The sequence below is a fragment of the Nibrella saemangeumensis genome (genome assembly GCF_039541915.1).
Lineage (GTDB): Bacteria > Bacteroidota > Bacteroidia > Cytophagales > Spirosomataceae > Nibrella > Nibrella saemangeumensis.
On the sequence record NZ_BAABHD010000021.1, the window covers coordinates 103171 to 121115 of the forward strand.

The following is a 17945-nucleotide window of genomic DNA, read 5'->3' on the forward strand; positions in this document are numbered from 1 at the left end:
TCGATTTTCAGCGAAAAACAAGTGAACCAGGAAGGCATTTATTGGCTCTTAAAAGTTAACTAAAACTATGCCAAACCGGAAGTCATACAATAAGGCAGCAAATACAACCCCTCAAAAGCTTATATATGAACAACTTACAGATAGCGCAACCAAAAAACTTTATGTTGAACAACAGCTATTAGCCATCTCCGCTTCCTGTTTCTTTAATCAGATGAGGTCCGTCGGAGACTGCTAAAATTATGCCAAAAAAATCATATTGACCAAACTGCTTAGGAAGATTATCCTGATCGTCGAGCCCAGCCCCTCTAAAAACAAAGTCCTGACTCGTTTCACAGTCAGGACTTTGTCTACCCTTACAGGATTCTGCTATCAGAAATCATAACCCAGCGTCAGGTAAGGAATGGCTTTGCTAACCACATTGTTTTCCAGCCCCCAGGCATAGTCGAATTTGACATAATAGCCGAACAGCATGGTGCGTATGCCTGCTCCGTAACCAATCAGGAATGGATTCTTGAAATTTGTAACCGTTGCCCGGAACGGCAGATTACCCCCACCGACCACTTCAGTATTCAGGCTGTTCTGCCGGCTAAAGGGCCCTTTTCCAGTCCATGCCGTACCAATGTCGGAGAATGCCACCAATTGCAGGTTCCGCAGGAAGTTGGAGGTAATGGTTCCCCGATAGAGGTATCGCACCAGCGGAATTCGAAATTCGGTATTTAGCAACAAATGGCTGTTACCGGTCAACTTACCCAGTCTGAAGCCACGCAGCGGGGCGGCAAAGTCGAGGAAAAATACGTCGCGGTAATCGTCGCGGGTATCCTGTAACGGATTAGGTACCTGCACCGGGTTTCTCGCCGATGGCTCAAACTGGCGGGCAATCCAGTTTTCCATACCACCCAGTGTACTCTGTTTTGGAGCGGCTCCGCCCGATTGCCCATACGACACGCGGACAGCGAGCATCAGGTCGCGGTGCAGTTTCTGGTAATGCCGCAGGTCAAACATAAACCGGTTGAAGCTCTCGTTGATGTTCCGCACACCTACGTACTCATCGTAGCGGGCTTTGAACCGGGTACCCTCCAGCATGTTCATGCCGTTCACTTTGGTATTATCGTATACGAACTCACCCCGCAGACCACCGTATTCGGAGGTGCGGTCTGGCTGGCCGATGAACGACAGATCCAGCAACCGGGTAACGGTATAAGAAGGAGATATGGTAAACCGGCTGGTAACCGACAAGGGATAAGACGCCGATGCGGCTACCCGGTTATACCGGTATTTCTGACTTAACCCACCGTTATCCAAAAATAAGGTCTGCCGGTCTACCCTGGCACCGTAGTCGACGCGGTGGGTCAGGTTGTTGTACTCGGCAAACAGATCACTGTTACGCAGGTTGGTGGTAATAAACAGACCGGCCTTAATAATATGGTTTTCCAGCAGATCATTCATGGTAATGGTCTGCGTGTAGCCAAAGCCCCGGATAGGGTCTACCCGCCAGGCCGAGCTGGCATCGTTGGCGATAAACAAACCCTGATAGTCAAACGGGCCCCGGATGGTGATGTTTTCCCGGCGACGGTTGCGTGGAGGGGCAATACTAGTCGGCGAACTGGGCAGCGTCCGGCGCTGACGGTATTCGGCGGCTTTCAGCACGTCTTCGTCAAACTGGTAATTATCGGTATTGACTTCACCCGGCTCCAGATCTGACCGGCCGCTGGGAGTAGCCTGAGATACCTGTGTTACCGGCCGGGTTGTCGTATCGGTCGGGCTTACCGCTCGCTGCGCCGGCGTTGTCTCTGCCGAAGGCGTGAAGCCCAGGCTGATATTCCGCTGTGTGGGTGTGGTTTGCACCGACTGGTTCAGATCCAGCTTGCTCCGGTAGCTGATATAGATATCGCCGTTCTGGATGGTACTATATACGAAGCCCCCATTGGCCGGATTCAGGTTGTACAGGTGAATTCCGTACGGGAAGGCCGTCAGCTGACGAACCTGCCTGGTTGTGGTATCTAGCCGGTACAAGTTCCGGATACCAGCGGCATCGCTGAGGTAATATATGGTGTTTTCGCCGGCGGCTAGCGGCTGTACGGCATGGCGTAGTGAATCCGTCAGCCGGGTTACGGAAGCAGCCCGTGCACCACCTTCGTGCAGGAACAGACTCATGCGGTCGCGGATGGTCTTATACGAGCCTTTATCGACGCCCAGCGTATCCTGCAAACGGTTTGAGGAAAAGACGATGGGGGTAGTAGTCCGCCCGGCAAAGGCGGGGTTCATATCATCGTAAAGATCATTGGTCAGTTGCTGGTACGTGCCCCGGCCAATACTATAGAGATACAAATCATTCTGTCCTTTCCGGTCGGCGCTCATAATCAGGCTGGACCCATCTTCCGACGCGTCCATAGACACTACCTGCGTTAAGCCCTGAATCACCCGCCGGTCTTTAATTTTCGGCCGTTTATCGACATCGGTAAAGGTGTATAGGTATGATTTTCCTTTTTCATTGCTCACTACCACCAGGTTATTGCCTCGCTGCCAGGCTACCAGCGGAGTCGTAGGCCGGAGATTCTGCTCGTCCTGCCGGTACCCGCCGTTTAAAACCGACAATCGCTTGCGGGTAGTCGTATTCACCACCTCCACGTTGAATTTTCCGTCGCGGACAGTCGTGTAGGCAATAAATTGTTTGTCCGGGCTCAGCTTAAGGTTATTCAGCTGAAAAGGAGCTCCCGCCGAACCGATCTTGATTCGAAAATCGTCCTGCCCCTGCTGATAGGATTGCGTAACCGTTTTGGCCATACCGGCATAATATTCCCGCCAATCCCGCAGAAACCGGTTATAAGGCACGCCCAGAGTGCTGGCAATACTGCTCTGTTCGTTGCGGATGATCCGCGTTAGGTTCAGAATATTCGATATATTATCGCGGCCGTATTTCTGAGCGATATAGTTCCAGATGGAGTGACCGATCCGCTCGGCTTCTTTGCCCATCAGCAGGGAAGGCTTACGAACCGGGTGGTTCAGAGCCACATCCCGCATATAGTCATCGAGGTCGGTGCTCCAGCCTTCGGCGGCATAGGCCGCAATGCCGGGCATAAACCAGTCGGGCAGGGTTAGCAGTAGCGAGCTTTGTAAGGCGTCTTTTAAACTGCCACCGTAAAGCATATCGTACACGAACAGCATGGTTATGTCGTGGACAAGTTGCCTGCGAAAACTAATCTGATCGCCGGTGAAGGCAATCTCCAGCCGCGATTTTGCCAGATCTATTTCGCGACCGTTGAGATCACCATGGGTGCTGAGCCCGATATTGCTCTGCGCTAATTCCTGCGGAGAGTTAAAAAGAAATACCTTGATCCGGTTGTAGGGTGTGTAGCCAAGCAGTTCGGTGATGCGGTCGAACTCCGACTCGGCATACTGAGCAGCCAAATTGGCCAACTGATTTCCGTCCTGATAAAAATAGATTTCAAAATTAGCGGTCTTGACCAGCTTCCAGTCAAATTGCCGGTACTGAATCCGGTTTTTACCGAACTGTTCCATGGATGGGTAAATCTGTGCGGTAGTCCCCGACAGTACCCCCAGCCAGGCTATGAAGAAAAGAATGTATTGCTTACGCATAATAATCCAACCGATACCCGAAAAAACACTATGAACTAATACGGTAATATAACGAAAGATGCCGGTTAATATTCACTTCGGCCGCTAATTCTTCACCATACAACAGAAAGCGGGCAAACTCATGCGCCAGATACGGAGCCAGTGATACACCCTTTGTACCCAGTCCGTTAAAGATACCCACCGCCGGATTTGCCGGGTGAAGGCCGAGAAACGGCCGCCGGTCATTCGTTGACGGCCGGATACCTGCCTGCTGTTGAATCACCTCATACGGTATCTTCAGTATTTCTTTCACTTTTGTCTCTAAGAACGAACGGGCATCATCGGATGTTTGCCAATTCAGGTCGTGCCAGGTGTAAGTGGCACCGATTTTAAGCGTCTTATTATCAACCGGTAAAATAAACACGCCCTGGTTGACCACATTCCGGATGGGATAGTCCTCCACCCGGGCCGTCAGTACCTGCCCTTTTACCGGCGCAAAAGGCAACCAGGACCAAAGCGCGTTCTCCTGCGCCTGCACCCCGTCGCAGAAGATTACCTGCTGCACCTGCCAGTCATACCAGATTGCCCCTTTAGCCGGATACATCAATTCCTGAGGCAGGATGGCCTGCTCGATAAACTGATTCTTATCTTGAAAATATTGCCGGATTGCCGCCAAAAAATCAATTAGATCAACCCAGCCGGCCTGCGTTACCTCCAGACCGCCGTACGGATTGTGAATATACGGTTTGTATTGCTCATTATTAACCCGCTCACGAACGTACTTACCAATAGAGGACTCGGCTGTCTGGGCAAGGTAAGAATTTTGCTCTTCAATGGAGCGAAAGGGTCGGTAAATGTCCAGCGGGAAGAAGAAATGAGCCCCCAATTGCTGCTCTATGCTGGTATAAAACTGATGGAGAAACGGAAACAGGTCATCGGCCTTCCAGGTACGAACCAGCTTACGACCCGTCAGCGGGTTAACGATGCCGGCCGCTACCCGCGATGCCGATGGCAACTCGGCAGCATTGGCGACAATGACCTTGCAGCCGAGCCGATCGAGCGTCCAGGCCAGCACCGACCCGCCTACCCCCTGCCCGACAATCAGGAAATCGGCGGTGTTCATGCATTTTCTTTATTGAAGTGGCCCTCCCGGTGGAGTTCCGAAACCCGCCGGTCGATCACGTCAATGACCCAGTCGACCTGCTCTTCAATGGTCATGTAAGACGTATCCAGCACCTCAGCGTCGGGAGCCTGCACCAGGGGACTTTCGGCGCGGGTGGTATCAATCCGGTCGCGCTTTTCAATGTTCTGGATGATCTCGTCCAGATTAATTAGTTCCCCTTTTTCGAGCAACTCCTGCTGACGGCGCTTGGCGCGGATAAATGTTTCGGCGGTCATAAAAACCTTCACCTCGGCATCCGGAAAAACTTTGGTACCGATGTCACGACCGTCCATCACCACTCCTCTCCTGCGCCCCATCCGCTGCTGCTGTGCCACCATGGCCCGCCGGACTTCGGGTATAGCACTGACCTCGCTAACCATGTTGGAGATATACATCTTCCGGATTTCCTCCTCGACATTGAGGCCGTTGAGGCAGGTTTCATTTTTGCCGGTACGAGCGTTAAAATTGAACGAAATCTGAATACGCTCCAGTGCCGCCAGGATCTCTTTGGGATTTGTAAGGGAGATATGGTTTTGGAAGAAGTACAAACTGACGGCCCGGTACATGGCCCCGGTGTCAATGTACGCATACCCCATGCGGGCGGCTACAATTTTGGCGGTCGTACTTTTTCCGCAACTCGAATACCCATCTATCGCAACAACTATCTTCGACATGACCCTATCCCGGCAAAATTTCGGCAAAGAAACAGCAAAAAGGCGGCATAACCAACCCGGCCTTCTCACCGGCCCGGTTCGGTATATTCCTCGCGCAACAAGGCAAAGATGTGTTCGTCGAGGGGCTGGTTGTTCTTTACTGCCGCTTTCCGGAGTACCGCTTCGGGCCGGAAACCGGTCTGCTCCAACACCCGCATCGACGCGATATTACCCTCTAACACACAGGCATAGATCCGGTTAACCTGAAAGTTTTTAAAAATATAACCGACCATCACCGGAATGGCTTCTGACATAATGCCCCGCCCCCAGTACTCCTCGCCCAACCAATAGCCGATTTCGGCGTTGAACCGGTAGATATCATCTTTCACGGTAAACCCGATATTGCCCACGGCCACCCCATCAACCTCAATAGCAAGATTTGTGGGGTTCTGGTAGGATCGGTTGGAGCGCACCCACGAGTGCGCATCGCGAATGGTGTACGGGTATGGAAAGAAATCCCGGACGTTGTTCCAGATATTGCGGTTGCTAGCGTGCCTGGACAAAGACTCCTCGTCTCCTTCGCGCCAGGGCCGAAGTCGGCAAGTAGTGAGCTGAAATGTAGTCAAAGGAGGGTAATTGTTTTTCGCGAAAACTAACAGTTTTTAGCGAAAAACAACAAATGAACAATTTTGTTAGCGCACAATTACGGTCAGGCTGCGGGCACCGTGAGCCCCAATCACCAGTGACTGCTCAATATCAGCCGTTTTGGAAGGCCCTGCAATAAACACCCCGTAACTCAGCGTCTTCTTTTCTATCTGACGGTACGCTTCGTGCATAGTTGCCACTAAGGTGTTCCGATCAATGACCAGCACCAGATGCTGCGTAATAAACGGCAGCGCCCGATGCAGCATATTAGACTCCGGTACCCAGATAGCCGCATTTTCGCCTACGGCAAAAACACCCGCCAGCACGGCTACATCGACCTGTTCGAGCTCCTCCTTAACAGTGTTGACACTCACCGGCATAAGGTGGATACCCTCCAGTGGCACCGACGCAGCAATCCGCTTCGCATCCGGAAACCGCTCCCGTACCACATCCGCTACCGCCTGGCCGGTGTGTAACTCCACCAACTGCCCGCCCACAAAAGCCAGTGCCTCGGCAAACCGGGTAAAGGTTTGGTCCGGGTCCGGCTGAAAATCCGGGATCTCCGGCAACGGAAGCGGCTGGGGCTTGTTTGCCCGCACTTTAGCAATAATCTGGTCTCGCGACGACATACGTACCCCCGACGTTCAGGTCGGCCTCCATAAAAATTTACAATTAGTTAGGATCAACCACCGGTGCCGGTGAAACAGGAGTCTCTACTGATTTACCCGCGTTCTGTGCATACCAATCCCGGAAACTTTGCTTGGGCGGTTCGGGTAATTCGCGCGCAATAGCCCAGGGATTAACAGCACCGGCATGGCTGATGGCGTGCGGAGTCAGGCTGAGCGCCTTCCGGGCCATCCGACCCAGGCGGGCATAGAGCGTCGGACGGGCCAGCACATTAGCCAGCGCTTTCATGGCAAGTCGTTTGCTGGCCGGCATCGCCTTCTCCTTGCTGATAATCTGCCGCCACTTATACAGCTGTACGTGAATATCGATCTTGACCGGGCAAACATCTGAGCAGGAGCCACAGAGCGTCGAAGCAAAGGGCAGCGTGCTATGCTTTTTCAGGTCGGTATTGGGCGACAGAATAGAGCCAATAGGACCGGGTACGGTATAATCGTAACTATGGCCACCACTCCGACGATATACCGGACAGGTATTCATACAAGCTCCACACCGGATACATTTCAGGGAGTTACGGAAGTCGGGCCGGCCAAGCTGCTCCGTGCGGCCATTATCGACAATGACAATGTGCAGTTCCTGACCCGGCCGGGGTTTGTGAAAATGCGATGTGTAGGTAGTTACGAGCTGACCGGTGGCGCTGCGGGCCAGCAGCCGGGTAAATATGCCCAGGTGTTCCAGTTTAGGAATAATCTTTTCAATACCCATACTGGCAATATGCACCGGCGTTAAGGTTACCCCCAGATCGGCGTTACCTTCGTTGGTGCAGACGACAAAGCCACCGGTTTCAGCAATAGCAAAGTTTACACCGGACAGCGTTATATCGGCCGCTACGAATTTCTGCCGCAGGTGCTGCCGTGCCGTTTCGGCCAGAAACTGCGGGTCACTGGCATCGGCAGGGGTTCCCAGGTGCTCATGGAATATCCGTCCTACATCCTCTTTCTTGAGATGAATAGCCGGCATCACTATATGGCTCGGCGGCTCGTGGTTGAACTGAATAATTCGCTCGCCCAGGTCGGTATCCACTACTTCAATGCCGTGTTTCTCCAGAAACGGATTCAGGTGACATTCTTCCGTGAGCATGGATTTGCTCTTGACCATCCGTGTGGCCTTGTGCTTTTGCAGAATGGATAAGACAATGCGGTTATGCTCTTCGGCGTTGGCGGCCCAGTGCACCTGAATGCCGTTCTGCTGCGCGTTCCGCTCGAACTCCTCCAGATAGTCATCAAGCCGGCTCAGCGTATGATTCTTAATCTGCGAGGCCAGTTCGCGTAACTGCTCCCATTCGGGTATCTGATATACGGCGCGGTCGCGTTTCTGGCGCACAAACCAAAGGGCCTTATCATGCCAGGTGGTGCGGTCAACGTCGCGGTTGAATTGCTCGGCGGCTTGTGGGTGGTTCATAATCAACTAGAGTTCTTTTGCTTTCAGACGCACAACTTTACCATCACGCCAAACAACCAATTCTTCATCGTTACGTTTGGCCTGCTCAATAACCCGCTTGACCGCCAGACGCATTCCATCAACTAATCGTTGCCCTTCCACAGATAATTTTTTATCTGCCATACCCTATCAGCTTTTGCCAGTTTATTTCGTCAAAAACCTGCTTCAATTCTCCTTCCCAACATTCAGCAATTGGCTGTAGTTCGGTGGCTGAATTATCGACAACTATTGTTCGCGTACAAACAGGTAAATATAATGACATTAAGTTCTCCAAACTTCTCTTGTAACGTCGTTCAATTACATCCTGAGGTATATTATGACCTCCTTTCGAAACCCGAATAGCAACGCGTTCCTTCGCCAGTTCTACAGACTGAAGCCAAACGTAAAAAAGAGTGACGTCGTACCCTAACTCGCTCGCCCGCCGGATAGTGTGCACATACGAGCGGGTAGACAGCGTCGTCTCAAACGCGAAATCTACCCGCTGCTGTAACAGATGGTCAATTCGCTGCAGCATAATCCGACCGGCCTCAAAAGCGACCGTATCCGGCTGAAACGGGGATAAACCACGAGCAATTTCATCGGCGTTTACAAACTCATAACAGTGCAATACCTCAGGAAGCAGCGTGTACGCGGCTGTTGTTTTGCCTGCACCGTTTGGACCCGCTAGTATGTACAGATTCGGCATGTCCTAATCGGTTTCTTCCAGCTGAAATATCTCTTCGACCCGTTTGTCAAACACCCTGGCCATTTTCAGCGCCAGAATGGTCGAAGGTACGTAGCGTCCCGTTTCTATTGAATTAATGGTCTGGCGACTGACCCCAATCTGGTCGGCCAGTTCGGCCTGCGATATGTTCTTTTCGGCCCGTTCTACCTTAATTCGGTTCTTCATAGCGCCAGTACCCGACTGTTCTTGTACAGCAGCATGTTGAACCGGATCACAAACACAATCAGCATCGTAAACATATTGTAAATCAGCACGTCGAAGAACCGCTCGCCGTGGACAAACAATATGGCTATGGCCAGAACAATATAATTGACGTAAATGCTCCATTGCAGGGCTTCCAGTCGCATCTGGCTCACCATTTCGTCTTCAATACTCTCTTTCGAGAAACCAATCATCAGCAGGCCCGCTATAACACCCAGCGCGGCTACTTCATCCGTTAAATTAATCGTAAGATCTGAGCCTAGAAAGCCCCGACCTTTAGCGATGCTAACGGTTAAAAATTCAAAATGAAATTCAGCGTACATGTACGCCAGTCCGAGGGCTACAGACGGAATCAGAATCAGCCAGCCGATCAGCCGGAAGCGGTGCGGAAATAACCATTGCGTTTTCATAAATACATCAATTAAGTTTGCTTTACCAAAAGTAAAGTAAGCTTTACAAAAAGACAAGCTTAATTGAGTAAACGGTTAATAACTTCCGTTTAGAATCTCCGCTACATGCATGACCCGAACCGGTAGTTGCCGCCGACGGACAATACCTTCCAGGTGCATCAGGCACGACATATCGCCCCCGGTCAGCACCTGAGCGCCATTTCGCACATGATCATCCACCCTGTCGGTACCCATCCGGGCCGATACGGCGGCTTCTGTTATGCAGAATGAACCGCCAAAACCACAGCACTCATCGTATCGCTCCAGTTCAACCAGTTCGAGCCCTTTTACTTTTTTCAGCAGCCGGCTTATCTGCCCGTCCCGCACCGGTGTCAGCTCCGAATCGGTAGCCAGCCGCATACCCCGCTGTCCGTGACAACTCAGGTGCAACCCAACCCGGTACGGAAACTCCGTCTCAATTTCAGTAACGCCCAGCACGTCGGTTATAAACTGCACCAGTTCGTAAGTCCGCTCCCGCACATGCAACACATCCGGTGTCTGATCGATGATATTGAAGTGCTTGCGGACATGATACACGCAGCTACCTGAAGGTGCCACGATGTAGTCGTACGAAGCAAAAGTCTTAACGAAATTATGGTAGACAGGGATCGATTCCTGCTCACAACCGGAGTTGGCCATCGGCTGGCCGCAGCAGGTCTGTTGCATCGGAAACTCCGCTTTCACGCCGAGTTTCTCCAGGAGTTGCAGCGTAGCCATGCCGACCTGTGGGTAGAACTGATCGACGTAACACGGTATAAACAGCGCGACTTTCAAGGTCAGATAACGGTTATTTCAGTAAATAAGTAGCCAAAACCGGCTGATGGTCTGAGGTATCCGGCTCTTTCAGAACCTCGTACTTCAACAGGGTAAACTTACTCTGCCGTCTGGTCAGAATATAATCAATCCGGGCGTTGCCATGAGGCAGGGTTGGTGTCTTTGACCGGACACCCGCATCCTGCCATTCATTCCAGATCGGCTGAATACCGGGCTCGTCGGGCCGGGCGTTGAGGTCACCCGCCCAGATGACCGGCTGAATACTCACCCGCAGCATCTGATTGACCATCGCCAGTTGCATACCCCGGTTCAGCCTCGACTGATGATCGAGGTGCGTGTTACAGAACCGGATGGTTTTCTGGTTCGGCAGTTCAACGTACGCACACAGGATCACCCGTTGCTCGGTAGAGTCCGGATTCGGCAGTGGAATGTTCTGCGATGCAAGAATAGGATACTTCGACAGAATCCCTATCCCGTACGCTCCTGCTTCCAAGTCAATTGCTTTGCCAAAAAGCGGATACATACCCGTCAGGTTAGCGAGTTGCTGCATCTGGTAGCCGCCATAAGACCGGGTAGTGGCACTGTCCAGTTCCTGTAGCGCGACCAGATCGGGCTTATGTTCCCGGATAAGCTGACCGACCCGAATCAGATTGAGCCGGCCCTGCTCATTCGCGCCATGGTGGATGTTGTAGGTCAGAACGGTGATTTTTTGCGCCTGCGCGGCATACACGGTGCTCAGCCACAGCGTCAGTAGCCATAGAAAATGTTTCATAACATAGCTACAACGCAGGCGCTTCGGCTTATGTTATAGCTTGAAGATCCGGTCCATCAGCAGCCACTTCTCGCCCGGTTTGGCCTGAGGCAGGGCCTGCTGGTAGGTCCACATCAGTTCCTCCCACTCCTGTACTCTCCTGTTGCCTGCGTCCATTTCAGATTTTCGCTCAAAAGAAAAGTCGTTTGTGGTTTCCATGATCATAAAAAGCCGGTTACCGATCCGGTAGATCTCCATACTGGTAATCCCGGCGGAGCGGATGCTGTCTTCAATCTCCGGCCAGATTTTTTCGTGGTACTTCTCGTACTCGGCAATCAAGGCCGGATCATCTTTCAGGTCAAGGGACAGGCAATAGCGCATAGCTCAACGAACAGTTTCGGTTTGCACTTTATACCCTTTCCAGCCGTAATAGGCTACCACCAGGAAGCACAACAGCGGCACAATGTACGACACCTGGATGTTGCTCTGGTCAGAAATCCAGCCCATAATCAGGGGGAACAGCGCTCCGCCCGCAATAGCCATTACCAACAGCGAAGAACCCAGTTCACGGTCCTCGTCGACCTTATCGATGGCCAGGGCAAAAATGGTTGGGAACATGATCGACTCGAAGAAGGGCACGGCAAACAGCGCCCATACGGCCAGTTGCGACTGCACCGTCAAAGCCACCGCAAGTAATCCCATGCTTATAAGCGAATAAATCATCAGCAGCCGGTTGGCGGCTATGTAGCGGGTCAGGAAGGTACCCACAAAGCGGCCGATCATAAAGCCGAACATAGACATACCCAGCCAGAGAGCCGCTTCCTTCTCAGGCACATCGCTGGTGAATTTCGCAAACCGGATAAAAAAGCTGGTAACGCATACCTGTGCGCCTACGTAAAAGAACTGCGCCAGAACTCCCCGGCTCAGATGCCGATGCCGTAAGGCGGTCCGCAACGACGATCTACCCGTATGCCCCCCCTCCCTGAACTCCGGCATTTTGGTAAACAGAAACAGCACCATAACCGCCGTAACCACCAGTCCGATGATGAGGTAAGGCGTTTTGACCAGATCGGCTTCGTATTGCAGATATTGGTCCAGTTGCGCCGGAGACATGGCATTCAGTTCAGCGTCAGAGTGCTCAATCCCACTCAGGATAAACTGTCCACCTAATATAGGAGCCAGAAACGCGCCCAACCCATTGAACGACTGGCTGAAGTTGAGCCGCGTAGTAGCCGATTCCGATGGCCCTAAAATGGTAACGTACGGATTAGCCGCCGTCTCGAGAAAGGCACAACCGGCGGCAATAATAAACAGGGCACCCAGAAAAAAGACGTACATCCGGGTGCTGGCGGCCGGAATAAACAAAAACGCGCCGATGGCATATAATAGCAGGCCGGCAATAATACCCTGCCGGTAACCATACCGCTTCATGATAAGACCGGCCGGCAACGCCATCAGGAAATACCCCAGGTACACGGCTGAGTCAATTAAGGCGGATTGCAGGTCGGTAAGCCGGCAGGCTTTCTTGAGGTGGGGAATCAGAATGGGTTCAAGATTATGGACGAACGCCCACAGGAAAAAAAGGCTCGTCACCAGCGCAAAGGCCAGCTTGTAATTGCCGGTAGTGCCGGCCGTGGCTTTGGCAGCCGGAGTAGTTGACACAGACGCCATACGGTACGCGTTTAGGAATTGTTCTGTTGATATAAAGGAGTTTTCGAAGCTCTTTACCCTATAAGACAGAAAACTACGTCAACGCCCTATCCAGATGCACATACCCACCATCCACATGAATAAGTTGACCCGTGGTATGGCTCGACTGATCGGAAAGTAAAAACACCACCATATTGGCAATCTCCACCGCCGTGGTCATTCGCTTCTCAAACGGTATTTTAGATACAATCGACTGCAACTTCTCCTCCGGATCAGGCAACGTCTGAATCCACTTTTCATAGAGCGGTGTCCAGCACTCCGCCACGACCAGACAGTTCACCCGAATACCGTAGGGCAGCAGTTCAACCGCCCACTCGCGGGTCAATGCGTTGCGTCCACCGTTAGCGGCTGCATACGCTGAGGTATTGCCCTGCCCCGTTTCGGCTACTTTAGAGCCAATGTTTACGATACTACCTTTTGACTCCTTCAGCGCCGGTAAGGCATGGTGCGCCATCAGGTAATAATGTACCAGGTTACGGTGCAACGACTCCATAAACTGCTCGTATGAACCTTTCTCCAGCCCTACACCATCATTCACCCCGGCATTGTTGACCAGTCCATCAATACGGCCAAACTGCGCCAGTATCTGCTCTACGGCGCTTTTACAGGCTTCCGGTTTCGTCAACTCAGCGACAACCTGAAAAGCCCGGCCGCCGGCTTCTTCTATTTTAGCTATGGCTTGCCGGTTGTCATCTTCATTGCGGCCAACAATAACGGGAATAGCGCCCTCAGCAGCCAGTACGGTAGAGATTCCTTCGCCGATGCCCTTGGCACCACCGGTTACAATAATGACTTTGTCTTGCAGATTCAGGTTCATGGTTCTTCCGACAACTTGCCGGATTTGGGTGGAAATCAGGTTGGTAATGACTATGGCAAAGACAGCAACAATCTGGCTGGCCCTATAGGTTATAAAATTTCACCGCATTGGCACCGAACACTTTATCGCGCACTTCCTGCCCCCACGGCTCTACATACTCTTCCAGTATAGTCTTGACCTGGGTATAGTTAGCGGCTACCAGACAAACCGGCCAGTCGGAACCATATACCAGCCGGTCGGGGCCGAAGTGTTCAAAAACCACATCCAGGTATGGGAAAAAATCTTTCTTGCTCCAGTTGTGCCAATCAGCCTCCGTCACCATGCCCGACACCTTGCAGTATACATTCGGGCTTTTGGCGATTTCGGCCATATAGTTCGACCAGGTGTTGATCTTCTGTTCTTTAATAAACGGCTTGGCCAGATGGTCTATAATAAACTTGACCTCCGGCACGGCCTGCACCAGTTGCAACGCAGCTTTTAGCTGGCTGGGGTAAATGAGAATGTCATAGGTAAAGTCGAAGGCGGTAAGCTGACGAATACCCCGGATAAACTCCGGGCGCGTCATGAAATCCTCCGGTTCGGCCTGTACAATATGCCGAAAGCCTTTCACTTCTTCAAATTGCGACAAAACCTCCAGCCGCTCATAAATCTTCTCCGACCGAAGATCGACCCACCCGACTACCCCTTTAATAAAGTCATAGGCCTGCGCCAGTTGAGCCAGTAACAAGGTTTCCTCTTCCGACTGAGCCACCTGCACAGCCACGCAGCCGTCAATGCCGTTCTCCTTTAGTACTGGTTCCAGATCAGCCGGCAGGAAATCGCGCCTGATGGTCTGCATCTCCTCCGTAATCCAAGTGTCCCGCTCCAGATCGTAAAACCAGAAATGTTGATGTGCGTCAATAGTCATAAGACTTAACTAAAAGCGACCGCCGTCTGCCGCTGAACGCCCAGGTTTTCAATTCCAAGTTCTACCACATCGCCCGGTTTGAGGTAGCGGGGCGGCTTCAAACCGAGGCCAACACCCGCTGGGGTACCAGTCGAAATAATATCGCCGGGGAGCAGGGTCATAAACTGGCTGATGTAGCTGACTAGTGTTGGCACGTCGAAAATCATGTCGTCGGTGTTGGAATCCTGTAGCAACTCGCCGTTCACCTTCAGCCAGAGGTTCAGCTTATTGGGATCGGGTATCTCGTCTTTCGTTGCCAAGAATGGCCCCAATGGGGCAAACGTATCGGCACTTTTCCCTTTTACCCACTGACCACCCCGCTCTAACTGGAAAGCCCGTTCGCTGTAGTCATTGTGCAGCGCATAACCGGCGATGTAGTCAAGGGCTTCGTCTTTTTCGACGTAGGTAGCTTTTTTACCGATGATAATAGCAAGTTCAACTTCCCAATCTGTTTTTTCAGAACGTTTCGGAATTACCACATCATCGTTAGGCCCGCAAAGGGCTGTAGTCGATTTAAAGAACAGAATGGGCTCAGCCGGAATGGGTGCGTTGGTTTCAGCCGCGTGTTTAGCATAATTAAGACCGACACAAACGATTTTAGAAGGGCGCTTGATGCAGGATGCCGTACGTTCGTCAGGCCTTACCTCCGGGCAGAAGTCAGTATTGCCTTTGAGCCAGTTCGCTAGGCGCTCAATGCCATTGGAAGCAAAAAACTGCTCATCATAATCCTGTCCGAAAGATGTTACATCGATCGCTTTGCCATTGGGCAGAATAACACCAGGATGTTCATTATCGGCGGGACCAAACCGGAAGAGTTTCATTATAGAGATGTTAAATTTGAGACGTTGAACTTAATTATTTAATCGGGTAAACCCTCCATCAATGGGGTAATCGCAACCCGTAATGAAGCCGGCCTCTTCAGAGCAGAGGTATAGCGCCAGGGCACCGACTTCGGCCGGTTTAGCCATACGCCCAATGGGCTGAGTAGCCGCCAGTTTAGCGAATATCTCCTCTTCCCGACCAGGATAATTTTTGGCCAGAAAGCCGTCTACAAACGGCGTATGCACACGCGCCGGCGAGATGCAGTTGCAGCGGATGTTATGCTTCAGGTAATCTTTGGCTACCGATAAGGTCATGGTCAGCACGGCGCCCTTGCTCATGGAGTAGGCGAACCGGTCAGGTATCCCCACCGTAGCCGCTACGGATGCCATATTCAGGATCACCCCGCCCCCATTGGCTTTCAGATGAGGAATCACCGCGTGTAAGCAGTTATAAACGCCTTTAATATTGACGCTAACAATCCGGTCAAAATCGGCTTCGGTCGTGCTCTCCGCCGTACCGATATGCGCCACGCCAGCATTGTTAACCAGAATATGAATAGGGCCCTCGGCAACAATTTTACTGACAACTTCCTGCACCTCTGCCTGCCTGGAGATGTCAACTTCGTGCGCAAAGGCCCGACCGCCCTCGGCCACAATCTCCTCCGCCACCTGCTGCGCCTGACTAACGTTGATTTCTAAAATATGTACCGTCGCACCGGCTTTGGCAAAGGTTTGCGATATAGCCAAACCAATGCCACTTGCCCCGCCCGTGACGAGCGCTGTTTTTCCGTTTAGGTGAAACATAAGGGTTGAATGATTGAGTGATTGAATAGTTGAATGATAGAATAGTTGAATAGTAGCTTGGCGTACCTTATTCAATCATTCCATCATTCAACCATTCAAAATTATAAGGAAACCCCCCGCTTCCAGGGAATGAAATCGTCTTGGCCGAGTTGTTCGGCTTTGGTAAGTGCCTCACCGTTGGCTACCTGGATGATGTACTCCAGTAGGGCTTCACCGTTTTGCTCGATAGTCTGCTCACCGTCTATGATGGGTCCGCTGTCGAAGTCGATGACATCGGGCATGCGTTTAGCAAGGGCTTTGTTAGTTGAGATTTTAACGACCGGGCAGACCGGATTACCCGTTGGTGTACCCAGGCCGGTGGTAAACAGAATCACGTTGGTTCCGGAGCCGGCCATACCCGTAGTAGCTTCTACATCATTGCCTGGGGTGCAAAGCAGGCTCAGGCCAGGTGTAACGGCGGGTTCGGTATAGTTAAGGACATCGGCAACGGGTGCGGTCCCCCCTTTTTTAGCGGCACCTAGTGATTTGATAGCATCGGTGATCAGACCATCCTTAATATTACCGGGAGAAGGGTTCATATCGAAACCAGAGCCGACCGCTTCAGCCTGCGCCGAGTAGGTCTGCATCAGGTCGATAAACTTCTGCGCTTTATCGTCGGAGGTAGCGCGGTTAATCATCTCCTGCTCCGCACCGCATAGCTCCGGAAATTCAGCCAGAACGGTTTTGCCACCCAGCGTTACCACAATATCGGAAAGGTGTCCAATAGCCGGATTAGCCGATATACCGGAGAAACCGTCGGAACCACCACACTTCAGCCCAACCGTCAGTTCACTCAGCGGAGCCGGCCTGCGTTCGATCTTATTTACCTCTACCAGCTGCAGAAACGTTTCTTTTATTGCCTGCGACATCAGCGCGAACTCCGTACCGTCCTGCTGTTCATACACCAGCAGCGGCTTGTCCGATTTGGGATTCTGCCGTTTTATTTCTTTAGCCAGCATATCGCCCTGCAGATGCTGGCACCCCAGACTCAGCACAGTAGCGCCGGCCACATTGGGGTTGTTGATAAACCCGGCCAGTAATGAACAAAGTGCCTGCGAATCCTGCCGGGTACCGCCACAGCCCATTTCGTGGGTGATAAACTTGATCCCATCAACATTTTTAAATGGCCGCATTTTGGCGTGGTTGAAGGTTTGAATCTGGGAAGGATCGGCAAAGGGCTCGATCTTTTTGATGGTATCCAGGTCACCGGCCTGGTACAGACTCAGCAGTTGATGGACCTGCTCCCGGTAAATATCCGGCTGGGCGTAGCCCAACTCCCGCTCAAACGCTTCTTTCAGAATTAGTATGTTTCGGTTTTCGCAGAAGACCAGCGGCACCACCAGCCAGTAGTTACGGGTTCCTACCTGGCCGTCGGCGCGGTGATACCCCATGAAGGTTCTACCCTGCCACCGAGACACTTCTGGCGGTTGCCAGCTATACGGCTTCTTTTTGTCGAGGCCGTAGCGGTTTGAATCGTGTCTGAGGTTAAAGGTAGTAATGGGCTCCCCCCGGCGAATGGGTTGCGTAGCCTTTCCGACCAATACCCCATACATAATAACCGGGTCACCGGGCTGCAGATCGGACGTAACAAATTTATGTTTGGCGCTGACGGTAATCGGCAATTCGTATTCAATATTGTTGAATTCAATGTGTTCTCCGGCGCTGAGGTCGCGGAGCGCCACAATCACATTATCATCGGGGTGGATCTTGAGAACTTTGGCGGACATGGGGTATTGTTTTTTATATAAG

The 17945-nt window shown here is 51.9% G+C and carries 19 protein-coding genes; all 19 read right to left on the reverse strand.

The window, feature by feature from the left end; translation table 11 throughout:
* Positions 1-369: 369 nt before the first annotated feature.
* On the reverse strand, positions 370-3597 hold the full coding sequence (locus ABD949_RS07195) for a hypothetical protein (RefSeq protein WP_345242015.1): 3228 nt from the start codon (positions 3595-3597) through the stop codon (positions 370-372).
* A gap of 28 nt (positions 3598-3625) precedes the next feature.
* Positions 3626-4699, reverse strand: a complete 1074-nt coding sequence (locus tag ABD949_RS07200) for an NAD(P)/FAD-dependent oxidoreductase (protein ID WP_345242017.1) — start codon at positions 4697-4699, stop codon at positions 3626-3628.
* A complete protein-coding gene (gene cmk / locus ABD949_RS07205; protein WP_345242019.1) occupies positions 4696-5412 on the reverse strand; it encodes a (d)CMP kinase in 717 nt (238 codons plus the stop codon). The genes ABD949_RS07200 and cmk overlap by 4 nt, the downstream gene beginning before the upstream one ends.
* A 65-nt stretch (positions 5413-5477) precedes the next feature.
* Positions 5478-6017 carry a GNAT family N-acetyltransferase gene (locus tag ABD949_RS07210; RefSeq protein ID WP_345242021.1) on the reverse strand — a complete coding sequence of 180 codons (540 nt, stop codon included), beginning with the start codon at positions 6015-6017 and terminating at the stop codon, positions 5478-5480.
* 66 nt (positions 6018-6083) lie between these two features.
* Positions 6084-6665, reverse strand: coding sequence for a LutC/YkgG family protein (locus ABD949_RS07215; protein WP_345242023.1), 582 nt, complete (start codon positions 6663-6665; stop codon positions 6084-6086).
* 43 nt (positions 6666-6708) lie between these two features.
* Positions 6709-8121, reverse strand: a complete 1413-nt coding sequence (locus ABD949_RS07220; protein WP_345242025.1) for a lactate utilization protein B — start codon at positions 8119-8121, stop codon at positions 6709-6711.
* 6 nt (positions 8122-8127) lie between these two features.
* Entirely contained in the window at positions 8128-8283 is a 156-nt protein-coding gene (locus tag ABD949_RS07225) for a hypothetical protein (protein WP_345242027.1), read from the reverse strand.
* The gene (locus ABD949_RS07230) at positions 8273-8845 is read right to left on the reverse strand and encodes an ATPase (protein WP_345242029.1); all 573 of its coding nucleotides are present in this window, start codon (positions 8843-8845) and stop codon (positions 8273-8275) included. The genes ABD949_RS07225 and ABD949_RS07230 overlap by 11 nt, the downstream gene beginning before the upstream one ends.
* Before the next feature lie 3 nt (positions 8846-8848).
* Complete coding sequence (locus tag ABD949_RS07235) at positions 8849-9049, reverse strand: helix-turn-helix transcriptional regulator (RefSeq protein ID WP_345242031.1); 201 nt, start codon at positions 9047-9049, stop codon at positions 8849-8851.
* A complete protein-coding gene (locus ABD949_RS07240) occupies positions 9046-9495 on the reverse strand; it encodes a hypothetical protein (protein WP_345242033.1) in 450 nt (149 codons plus the stop codon). Before ABD949_RS07240 ends, ABD949_RS07235 begins: the two co-directional genes overlap by 4 nt.
* A 75-nt stretch (positions 9496-9570) precedes the next feature.
* Entirely contained in the window at positions 9571-10308 is a 738-nt protein-coding gene (locus ABD949_RS07245) for a (Fe-S)-binding protein (protein ID WP_345242035.1), read from the reverse strand.
* Between the two features lie 13 nt (positions 10309-10321).
* Entirely contained in the window at positions 10322-11080 is a 759-nt protein-coding gene (locus tag ABD949_RS07250) for an endonuclease/exonuclease/phosphatase family protein (RefSeq protein ID WP_345242037.1), read from the reverse strand.
* A gap of 33 nt (positions 11081-11113) precedes the next feature.
* Positions 11114-11440, reverse strand: coding sequence for an L-rhamnose mutarotase (locus ABD949_RS07255; protein WP_345242039.1), 327 nt, complete (start codon positions 11438-11440; stop codon positions 11114-11116).
* A 3-nt stretch (positions 11441-11443) separates the two neighbouring features.
* Complete coding sequence (fucP, locus tag ABD949_RS07260; protein ID WP_345242041.1) at positions 11444-12730, reverse strand: L-fucose:H+ symporter permease; 1287 nt, start codon at positions 12728-12730, stop codon at positions 11444-11446.
* Between the two features lie 73 nt (positions 12731-12803).
* Positions 12804-13586 carry an L-fucose dehydrogenase gene (locus tag ABD949_RS07265; protein WP_345242043.1) on the reverse strand — a complete coding sequence of 261 codons (783 nt, stop codon included), beginning with the start codon at positions 13584-13586 and terminating at the stop codon, positions 12804-12806.
* A gap of 82 nt (positions 13587-13668) precedes the next feature.
* Complete coding sequence (locus ABD949_RS07270) at positions 13669-14493, reverse strand: amidohydrolase family protein (RefSeq protein WP_345242045.1); 825 nt, start codon at positions 14491-14493, stop codon at positions 13669-13671.
* Positions 14494-14498: 5 nt separating this feature from the next.
* Entirely contained in the window at positions 14499-15353 is an 855-nt protein-coding gene (locus ABD949_RS07275) for a fumarylacetoacetate hydrolase family protein (RefSeq protein ID WP_345242047.1), read from the reverse strand.
* A gap of 30 nt (positions 15354-15383) precedes the next feature.
* Positions 15384-16157 carry an SDR family NAD(P)-dependent oxidoreductase gene (locus tag ABD949_RS07280; RefSeq protein ID WP_345242049.1) on the reverse strand — a complete coding sequence of 258 codons (774 nt, stop codon included), beginning with the start codon at positions 16155-16157 and terminating at the stop codon, positions 15384-15386.
* A gap of 101 nt (positions 16158-16258) precedes the next feature.
* On the reverse strand, positions 16259-17923 hold the full coding sequence (locus ABD949_RS07285) for a UxaA family hydrolase (RefSeq protein WP_345242052.1): 1665 nt from the start codon (positions 17921-17923) through the stop codon (positions 16259-16261).
* Between the last annotated feature and the right edge of the window lie 22 nt (positions 17924-17945).

Bases quoted from the DNA above. Each gene is read 5' to 3' on its own strand.
- ABD949_RS07250 (WP_345242037.1), bottom strand. From the start codon at position 11,080: ATGAAACATTTTCTATGGCTACTGACGCTGTGGCTGAGCACCGTGTAT.
- ABD949_RS07240 (WP_345242033.1), bottom strand. From the start codon at position 9,495: ATGAAAACGCAATGGTTATTTCCGCACCGCTTCCGGCTGATCGGCTGG.
- fucP (WP_345242041.1), bottom strand. From the start codon at position 12,730: ATGGCGTCTGTGTCAACTACTCCGGCTGCCAAAGCCACGGCCGGCACT.
- ABD949_RS07220 (WP_345242025.1), bottom strand. From the start codon at position 8,121: ATGAACCACCCACAAGCCGCCGAGCAATTCAACCGCGACGTTGACCGC.
- ABD949_RS07255 (WP_345242039.1), bottom strand. From the start codon at position 11,440: ATGCGCTATTGCCTGTCCCTTGACCTGAAAGATGATCCGGCCTTGATT.
- ABD949_RS07280 (WP_345242049.1), bottom strand. From the start codon at position 16,157: ATGTTTCACCTAAACGGAAAAACAGCGCTCGTCACGGGCGGGGCAAGT.
- cmk (WP_345242019.1), bottom strand. From the start codon at position 5,412: ATGTCGAAGATAGTTGTTGCGATAGATGGGTATTCGAGTTGCGGAAAA.
- ABD949_RS07275 (WP_345242047.1), bottom strand. From the start codon at position 15,353: ATGAAACTCTTCCGGTTTGGTCCCGCCGATAATGAACATCCTGGTGTT.
- ABD949_RS07225 (WP_345242027.1), bottom strand. From the start codon at position 8,283: ATGGCAGATAAAAAATTATCTGTGGAAGGGCAACGATTAGTTGATGGA.
- ABD949_RS07265 (WP_345242043.1), bottom strand. From the start codon at position 13,586: ATGAACCTGAATCTGCAAGACAAAGTCATTATTGTAACCGGTGGTGCC.
- ABD949_RS07200 (WP_345242017.1), bottom strand. From the start codon at position 4,699: ATGAACACCGCCGATTTCCTGATTGTCGGGCAGGGGGTAGGCGGGTCG.
- ABD949_RS07195 (WP_345242015.1), bottom strand. From the start codon at position 3,597: ATGCGTAAGCAATACATTCTTTTCTTCATAGCCTGGCTGGGGGTACTG.
- ABD949_RS07215 (WP_345242023.1), bottom strand. From the start codon at position 6,665: ATGTCGTCGCGAGACCAGATTATTGCTAAAGTGCGGGCAAACAAGCCC.
- ABD949_RS07230 (WP_345242029.1), bottom strand. From the start codon at position 8,845: ATGCCGAATCTGTACATACTAGCGGGTCCAAACGGTGCAGGCAAAACA.
- ABD949_RS07270 (WP_345242045.1), bottom strand. From the start codon at position 14,493: ATGACTATTGACGCACATCAACATTTCTGGTTTTACGATCTGGAGCGG.
- ABD949_RS07235 (WP_345242031.1), bottom strand. From the start codon at position 9,049: ATGAAGAACCGAATTAAGGTAGAACGGGCCGAAAAGAACATATCGCAG.
- ABD949_RS07285 (WP_345242052.1), bottom strand. From the start codon at position 17,923: ATGTCCGCCAAAGTTCTCAAGATCCACCCCGATGATAATGTGATTGTG.